We start from the raw sequence: 8,634 nt of genomic DNA, 5'->3' as shown, positions 1-8,634 counted from the left end.
CAGATTGTCTGATAAATTGTTAAAGAACAAAAAACAACGACGCACGCTAGAAACTTCGATTTTCACAACAGTGCGTCGTTGTGTGTGGCGTATTATAGAGATTTGAAAATCCTTTGCAAGTGTTTTTTATCAATTTTTATGAAAAAAAACCGTCCCACCCAGAAAACCAACAAAATCACCTCTCTTAACCATAAAATGCTTTGGTTTGGTGATATAATAAATCTTTCAATTTCTCACAAGAAAAAATGACACTAGAACAATACGCTAAAGCGCTATGTATTCAATATCCAGAAAAGCGCACTTACTCATTCATCTTTGAAAACCAAAATTATTGGCTAAAACAGCCCGAACAGACTAAAGGTTCTCAACGTTTTCTCAAACCACACCCAAGAAAAAGATTCCGTAAAGAAGTGGAGCGCTTATTAAAATTACAACAAAAAGATGCGCCTATTCCTCATATTTATATTGCTAACGATGATATGTTAGTCATGGACGATGCTGGGATTTCTGTTAATCATTGGATTACAGATCCCTTGACTTCATCCGAACAAAAACAACAGATTCTCAATGACAGTGCTATTGCATTAGCAAATTTGCATAAACAAAATCTAGTTCATGGTCGACCTTTTGTAAAAGATATACTATGGAAAAATGGCGTCGTTAGCTTTATTGATTTTGAAGTCGACACCATCTCTCATAGCCCTATTCAACAACAAGTACAAGATAATATTTTATTTCTTATTGGAATATGCCGTGAATCCATTCTCACTAAAGAACAAATTAAACAAACTATCCTGACTTATAAAAACTTTACGGAACACAAAATCTGGCAACACACATTAGATAAACTCCGCTATTATCGTTTCGCTTACTGGCTATTATCACCTTTCAAAAAAATAGCAGGTAAAGATTTGAAAGCCATTTATTTACTGATCGAAGTATGCTACAACGATGATATTCTGATAAAATAACGCATATCATTTTATAAAGGAGAAATCGTATGCAACCTTACTTAATCGCCCCATCTATTCTTTCTGCTGATCTAGCACGTTTAGGTGAAGATGTAGAAAAGGTCATCAACTGCGGTGCAGATTTAATTCATTTTGATGTCATGGATAACCATTATGTCCCGAATCTCACATTTGGTGCACCGATTTGCCAATCTTTGCGTGATTACGGCATTACTTGCCCCATTGATGTTCACTTGATGGCGAGCCCAGTAGAACGTTTAATCACTGATTTCGCCAAAGCTGGATCAACATCCATTACCTTTCACCCCGAGGCTAGTATCCATATTGACCGCACCTTACAACTTATTCGTGATCAAGGTTGCCAATCTGGTTTAGTTTTCAATCCTGCCACACCATTAAGCTATTTAGATTATGTTATGGATAAAGTGGATATTATTCTATTAATGTCGGTTAACCCAGGTTTTGGTGGACAATCATTTATCCCAGCTACTTTTCACAAACTCAGACAAGTACGCCAACGTATTGATCAAAGTGGCTTGCCTATCCGTTTAGAAGTTGATGGCGGCGTAAAAATTAACAATATTGCACAAATTGCCAAAGCTGGTGCGGATATGTTTGTAGCGGGATCCGCCATATTTGATCAACCCGATTACAAAAAAGTCATTGATGCAATGCGAGCCGAACTCGCTCACATCTAAAATCTTTCGAGATAAAAATAGCGCCCGCTATCACATTAAAACTAAGGGATAGCAGGCGCTCATTTTCTATTATTGAACCAACGTTATAGTCTTAGAACGAATATTTTACATTAGCAAAATAAACTCGCCCTTCTTCTGCATAACCATCGGTGAGATAGTAGTTCTTATCAAAGATATTAGATACACCCACATCAAGACTTAAGCCCTGTTTAAAGGTGTAACTGATTTTAGCATCCGTGGTGCCAAAACCTGATAAGGTTTTGTATTTTTTATTCACTAACGCATAACGTCGAGATTCAGCTGTTTGGCTTAAATAAAAAGATAAGATTTTTCAATCCACATAAGCAAAGAATTTATGACATGGTAATTTCGTTACTTTAATCTTACTTTCAAGGACTTTACTTGGTTTACAGCTGACTAAATTGAATATTATTTAGATGCTAGTGATATTTTAGTCTATTTTTATCACAATCAACTAAAATTCAATGCCCCACCCATTTGTACTGCCTGAATATAACTATCTCGAGCTTCACAACAAGCTAACCAATGTTCAATATGGCTATGTTTAGCGGTTAAGCCCCCTTTCTCTTTTATGGCTTTGGCGGCAAAGTAAACCTGAATATCGGCTCCCGTAAATTTGTCTGCAAGATAATCGCTCTTTTGTAATGCTTGTTCCAATAAATCGATGTTTTGATTAATATTGTTAGTCAGCCATAATTTTTCTATGTTCTGCTGAATACTTTTAGTGATAGGGCGTATAAAAAATGGTGATTTTTTTACAATACCTGAAAAAACTAACCGCATCACCAATGGTGGCATCATGGAGGATTCACCAAAATGCAACCAAAAATGATAGGCTTGCCAACTTTCATCATCCGTAGGCAAAAAAATCTGTTGTTTATCATAATAACGCAGTAAATATTCAATAATAAATCCTGACTCGACCATCACCTTACCCTCATCCACCAAAATAGGGGCTTTGCCTGTGGGATGAATTTGAGCCAGACTATCGGGGGCAAAGAAATTGGGTTGCCGTTGATGCTGTACTAATTCAAATTCCAATCCATATTCATTTTTTAGTTCTGTTAATAACCATAAAATGCGTAAAGAACGTGAATTATTCAAATGGTGTAATGTGAGCATGTTTCTCTCCTGTTATTAGCTATTTCAACCAACTCAAAAACGCCCATTTTTTCATTGTAGGGCGAACGTTGAGATTGCCTTGATGCTGCTGGTAATAGTCGGTTAATTTGGCGATTTCCACGTCGGTCAGATTGCTACCAATTGACCACATCACAGTACGAATAAAATCTTGTTCAGAAAGCACCGCACTTTTTTCCACCGCAGGGGCAACCATTCCACAACCGCTATCTAAAAAATCCACTTTCACTTGATAGCCTTGTTGATACAACATATTCACCGCATAAATATAATTGGGGAAGCCCACACCATCTCGGTGGATAAATCGCAACACATCGCGATCAATAAAGTCTTTATCCACCGTCATCGTCATATACACGGCTTTTTTGGCTTTGGCATTAAGTTTATCTAACGCCGCTTGTAAATCATTGACCATTGATGAACGTGAAGACACGCAAACATCACATTCTGGCACATCCGCCCAGTCATCTTCCCACGAGCGTAAAATCGGTGAAACATTATGAATATCCAACTGTTGGCAACGTTGTTGGAGCAGATTTAACATACCTTGACTAAAATCCAAACCGTATACCTGTTTAACATAAGGGGAACAAGCCAAGCTAATAGCACCGCCACCACAGCCCACATCTAACAGCGAATTAACACCATCTAAATCCATTCGGCTCAAAAAATCTTGCACATAGCGATTGTTTAAATCAAATTGACTGCCTTGCATTTGCTCCGCTTTGCGATCCCAATCCTGTGGCTGTTTAGGTTCTCGAGTCGCCAATTGAATATGATTTTGGTAAAGTTCCGCAAAATTAATATCGTGAATCGTGTTCATTTTATTCCTTAACTAAGGGTAAATTTTTAGCCATCACATCTGGGGGTAAACGGTAAATTTGAGCCAATAATGCCACATTCATTACCACATCGGGTGAGCCTTGTTTAAGGATGCCCCCGTTATCCATTAACACCACATTATCCGCATAACGCCACGCTTGATCGGGTTGATGGGTCGTGAAAATTACCGTTAAGCCTTGTTGACGTAACTGTTGAATGTGTTCCAGCACTCGAATTTGATTGCCAAAATCCAGATTAGACGTAGGTTCGTCCATCACCAAACAACGGGGCTGTTGAGCTAACGCCCGTGCAATCAGCACCAATTGCCGTTCACCGCCACTTAATGCCATATAGGATTTATGGGCTAAATGGGCAATGCCTAACTGATCAAGGCATTGTTGTGCCATCTGTTTATCTTGCGAACGGGGTGTTGCATACCAAGCCAAATAAGCCGTTCTGCCCAGTAGCACCATATCCAGCACCTGAATGGAAAATACCCCTTGTTGAGCTTGTGGTACATAGCCAATAGTGCGAGCCAATTGAGCGGCAGTCCAAGCAAAGTGCGGTTTTTTTTCGATCAGAATTTCACCTTGTAATGGTTTGATTAAACCTAAAATCGTTTTGAGCAAGGTGGTTTTTCCGCAGCCATTTGCTCCCAATAACGCGGTGATTTTTTGGCTAGGGAAATGAATATTCAGATTCTCTGCAACGGTTTGTTGATAACCCATTTTCAGGTTTTTAACATCAATCATTGCCGTTCCCCTTTGATTAATAAACTCAAGAAAAACGGTGCTCCCACAAAAGCGGTAATCACGCCTAATGGTACTTCAATGGCAAACAAACAACGTGCTAAGGTATCGGTAATTAACAAAAAAGCGGCTCCGAATAACATTGATGTGGGCAACAATAAACGGAAATCCGCCCCAATCCAAAGACGTGCAATATGCGGAATAATTAAGCCGACCCAGCCAATAATGCCTGTCACCGATACCACGGCGGATGTCATTAAGGTCGCACATAAAATGAATAATAAACGGGTGCGATGCAAGTTTACGCCCAGTGCCGTGGCTTCTTCATCATCAAGGCTTAACACATTCATCCGCCAGCGTAATAATATCAATGGAATCAAAGCCAGCAGCACCAACGGAGCCACCAGTGTCAGATCATCAAAGCTGGTCATATTTAATCCACCTAATAACCAAAAGGTGATAGTGCTTAATTGGCTATAAGGATCGGCGAGAATTTTCAGCAAGGAAATGCCTGCTCCGAGCAAGGCGGAAATGGCGACCCCCGATAAAACAAGGGCTAAAATGGGATGCTGACGGCGAACCGTACTGGCGATAAAATACACCAATCCGACCGCCAATAAACCACCCACAAAGGCGAATAATTGAATCACGGGTAACGGAAAATCAAAGTAAATTGCCGTCACAGCCCCAAGACCCGCTCCCGATGTCACGCCCAAAATATCAGGGGAAACCAACGGATTTTTAAACATACCTTGATAGGTTACACCGGCTACCGATAAAGCGATACCAACTAAAATAGCCGTGGCAATACGGGGTAAACGAATATTCCAAAGTATAATATCTTGTTGCGAGAGTTCGTTACCGTACTGACTGATAGATTGCCAAATTTCCGTTAAAGAAAGTGAATATTGCCCTGAACTAACCGCAATTACAACGCTGATAATTAACAAGACCACAGGTAACATTAAGCGAAAAATAGGCATTATCTTTTTCCAAAAAGCACGGTCATTTCTGTTGAAGAAAGTGGATACCCGTAAAACAAACGGAAATAACGCTGCACCAAATCGTAAGCATTGGCTTGTGATAAAGCGGTAGGTTTTAATTGGTGAGCCAACCACACACAACCCAATAAACGGTTGACGCTTGGTGGTGAATCCAACCAATTAAAGGGTAAACTCGGGGCTAGAAAAACTCGCTGATTTTTCACCGCAGTTAACGCCTGCCACAAGGGATCTTGTTGCGTTCGTTGATAAAAATTAGCATCTTGAGTTAAGATGAAATCGGGCTGCCATTGGAAAAGTTGCTCCATTGATACGCGAGCTAATTTTTTCTCGCCTGCACCGTCCGCCACATTTTGTAAGCCGAGCCAATCCAGTACTTCCGTATGAATTGCCCCTTTTAAGGCGGTTTCTAAACCGTCCGCACCCCGAGCTAAATACACCTTAGTGTTATCCGTTGCACAACGTTGATGGGTTTGGCTTAATATTTCATTGGCTAATTCCGCTAAGGCTTTTGCTCTTGGCTGTTCTTGTAATAACTCGCCTAATTCGGTGAATTGTTGAGCGGAATCCGCCAACCTTCCTGCCACAATAAAATACGGCAATTGGGTTTGTTGGCTAATTTTCTCGGCAGTGGATAAAAAGGTTTCACTCACACTGCCTACATCTAAAATCAAATCCGCATTTAGGCTGATAATTTTTTCTACGGGAGCGGTAGATGCTCGCCCTGCAATTCGTCCGATGTGGGGTAAGTTTTGAATTTGTGCCGATAAAAATGGCTTGCTATCGGGTTTTAAATCGGTGGCGATCCCCACCATTTTTTCGGGACAGAGTGCCATTAATAAGAGATCTGACACAAAGCCCGCACTTAAAATTCGCTGCGGCGTTTTGTTCAGTAAGCCTGTGCGGATAATAAGAGATTGTGTGGATTGGGAAAAAACAATAGGTGGCAAGACTAACCAAGATAAACCAACAAACATACCCTTGATAAATTGGCGACGTGATGAATGATTAGTCATAATTTCTCCTTGTTATTTGCTATATATCTAAATATATAGCAAGCATAATGAGAATACAATCAGAATTACAATGATCGAGAAAACGCCACTATGGCTTTGGCTAATTCTAATGTGGGATCAATAAAGGTTTTATCACTCTGAATCAAAGGTAAAAATAACGGAATTTCAGTACAACCTGCAATAAAAATATCCGCCTCAATTTGATTGACTAAGGTTTCAAAAATATTCACATAATCCTCAATTTTACCCGCTTTCACACCTTTATAAATACAATCCATTAACGTCATTTGAATATCTTCACTCAATGGTACGCTGATTAATCCCACTTGTTCGAGTGGTTGATCATAAATTCGTGCTTTTTTCGTTCCTGTTGTCGCTAATACGGCCACTTTTCGGGCAGATTGATGCTGTTGTAAAATATGTTTTACCGTCACTTCTGCAATGTGAATAATCGGTAAATCAACCGCATTTACCACCTCTTGAGAAAAATAATGCGCCGTGTTGCAAGCCATGGCAAAGGCTTGGCAATCGGCTTTTTTGAGGCGTGTCGCACTTTCAATTAATTTGGTAACAGGATTTTCGCCAGAACCTAAAATAAATGCGGTACGATCTTCAATTTGAGGAAAGTTATCAATAATCAGAGGAATATTTTCTTGATCGCTGTTTGCATGCGTGGCTTGAATAATTTTCAAATAAAGATCTGCACTCGCCAAAGGGCCCATACCGCCAATAATCCCAACTCTTTTCATTTTTTTCTCCGTTTCTGTTTTTCTTTCTAGCAAAAAATAGGATTGCAACCTGTGCAATCCTATCAAAAAAGAATATCAATTGAAATCTAGTCAGGAATATTAGCTATTCCATTGTTCCAAATCGAGTTCTTTTTCGGTTTTCGCCACGTAGACGGCGGCGGCAGCATCACCCGTGACGTTCATTGATGTACGACCCATATCTAAAATGGCATCAATACCTAAAATCATGCCGTAAGCAATGGCAACACTACCACTGACTTTAATCCCTACGGATTCTAAGATAAGTAATAACATCAATGCACCCGCACCTGGCACACCCGCTGTACCGATAGCCGCAAGCATAGACGTGATAATAATAGTGAAGTAGTCGTTACCTGTTAATGGAATACCGCACGCATTAGCAATGAACATGGTACAGACGCCTAAGTAAATGGTTGTACCATTCATATTCACCGTTGCGCCAACCGGTAACACGAAACCATATACGGATTTTGGAATCCCCATGTTTTCAGCAGATTGCATCGTAATTGGCAAGGTACCATTAGAACTTCTGGTAACAAAGGCAGTTAACATTGGTGGACGGACTTTTTTCAAGAACACGAATGGGTTCAAACCAACTAACGCACAAACTGCGGTATAAACCACTAACACTTGGATTGCAAGTCCCACATAAAGGGTGGCAGTGACATTGAATAATGAACCGAAAGCTGCCGCACCACTTTTGTTGAAAACCACAAACATTAAGGCAAATACCCCGATTGGTGCATATTGCATGACCCAACGTACCACATTGAACATAATTTCGCTCATACCATCAAACAAATTAAATACCGTATCCGCTGAATTTTTGATACGTTCATCTTTGCTATCACGGCAAAATGCTAAACCCACACCGAAGAACAAGCAGAAAGCAATAATCGGCAAAATCTCCCCTTTGGCAATGGAGTCAAATGGGTTAGTTGGGATAATGTTTAATAAAATTTGTCCCATGCTTGGTGCATTTGCCGCTTTTTCTACCGCTTTTGAGGCATCACTTAAGTCTAAACCTAAACCAGGGGCAAAAACAGCTGCACAAGCCAAACCAATGCAAATTGCAATCAATGTTGTGACGGCATAGAATAAAATTGCTTTACCGCCAACACGACCTAAGTGAGCGGGTGAAATACTACTTGACCCGACGATTAATGAACAAATGATGATCGGCACCATGATCATTTTTAACAAGCGGACGAATAAATCACCGAAAGGGGTAATCACACTGACCAATGAGGTATCACCTATCATAAAATTTTGCGGTAACAGCATACCGAGCGCAGCACCAATCACTAATGCCACAATAATGCGCACAAGCAATTTGGAATTTGCTTTTTGTTGAGTTGTTGAAGTCATATTATTTCCTGTAAAAGGGTTAATTTTTAGGATCTGAAGTCCGCCAAAAGAAAACGCACTTCTTCGAGGCCAAAATAT

Annotated in this window: 10 protein-coding genes; 2 read left to right on the top strand and 8 right to left on the bottom strand. The window is 40.1% G+C overall.

Annotated elements, in window-relative coordinates; translation table 11 throughout:
• Positions 1 to 245: 245 nt before the first annotated feature.
• The gene (locus tag ACTG7L_RS09545; protein ID WP_439328342.1) at positions 246 to 971 is read left to right on the top strand and encodes an RIO1 family regulatory kinase/ATPase domain-containing protein; all 726 of its coding nucleotides are present in this window, start codon (positions 246 to 248) and stop codon (positions 969 to 971) included.
• A 29-nt stretch (positions 972 to 1,000) separates the two neighbouring features.
• A complete protein-coding gene (gene rpe, locus ACTG7L_RS09540) occupies positions 1,001 to 1,669 on the top strand; it encodes a ribulose-phosphate 3-epimerase (protein ID WP_439328341.1) in 669 nt (222 codons plus the stop codon).
• Positions 1,670 to 1,760: 91 nt separating this feature from the next.
• On the opposite strand, the gene ACTG7L_RS09535 is transcribed toward rpe, so the two are convergent.
• From ACTG7L_RS09535 to ACTG7L_RS09500, 8 genes are all read right to left on the bottom strand, one after another.
• Positions 1,761 to 1,946, bottom strand: coding sequence for a hypothetical protein (locus tag ACTG7L_RS09535; protein ID WP_439328340.1), 186 nt, complete (start codon positions 1,944 to 1,946; stop codon positions 1,761 to 1,763).
• 194 nt (positions 1,947 to 2,140) lie between these two features.
• Positions 2,141 to 2,812, bottom strand: a complete 672-nt coding sequence (locus tag ACTG7L_RS09530; protein ID WP_439328339.1) for a glutathione S-transferase family protein — start codon at positions 2,810 to 2,812, stop codon at positions 2,141 to 2,143.
• A 19-nt stretch (positions 2,813 to 2,831) separates the two neighbouring features.
• Positions 2,832 to 3,653, bottom strand: coding sequence for a class I SAM-dependent methyltransferase (locus tag ACTG7L_RS09525; protein WP_439328338.1), 822 nt, complete (start codon positions 3,651 to 3,653; stop codon positions 2,832 to 2,834).
• A 1-nt stretch (position 3,654) separates the two neighbouring features.
• Positions 3,655 to 4,404, bottom strand: coding sequence for an ABC transporter ATP-binding protein (locus ACTG7L_RS09520; RefSeq protein WP_439328337.1), 750 nt, complete (start codon positions 4,402 to 4,404; stop codon positions 3,655 to 3,657).
• Entirely contained in the window at positions 4,401 to 5,384 is a 984-nt protein-coding gene (locus tag ACTG7L_RS09515) for a FecCD family ABC transporter permease (RefSeq protein ID WP_439328336.1), read from the bottom strand. Before ACTG7L_RS09515 ends, ACTG7L_RS09520 begins: the two co-directional genes overlap by 4 nt.
• A complete protein-coding gene (locus ACTG7L_RS09510) occupies positions 5,384 to 6,418 on the bottom strand; it encodes an iron ABC transporter substrate-binding protein (protein ID WP_439328335.1) in 1,035 nt (344 codons plus the stop codon). The genes ACTG7L_RS09515 and ACTG7L_RS09510 overlap by 1 nt, the downstream gene beginning before the upstream one ends.
• Positions 6,419 to 6,483: 65 nt before the next feature.
• A complete protein-coding gene (locus ACTG7L_RS09505) occupies positions 6,484 to 7,167 on the bottom strand; it encodes an aspartate/glutamate racemase family protein (RefSeq protein WP_439328334.1) in 684 nt (227 codons plus the stop codon).
• Positions 7,168 to 7,266: 99 nt separating this feature from the next.
• Positions 7,267 to 8,556 carry a dicarboxylate/amino acid:cation symporter gene (locus ACTG7L_RS09500; RefSeq protein WP_439328333.1) on the bottom strand — a complete coding sequence of 430 codons (1,290 nt, stop codon included), beginning with the start codon at positions 8,554 to 8,556 and terminating at the stop codon, positions 7,267 to 7,269.
• Positions 8,557 to 8,634 lie beyond the last annotated feature (78 nt).

It is taken from the genome of Lonepinella sp. BR2357, assembly GCF_051851525.1.
Lineage (GTDB): Bacteria > Pseudomonadota > Gammaproteobacteria > Enterobacterales > Pasteurellaceae > Lonepinella.
Note: the sequence above shows the minus strand (reverse complement) of the source record. Positions and strands in the feature narration are given on the sequence as shown.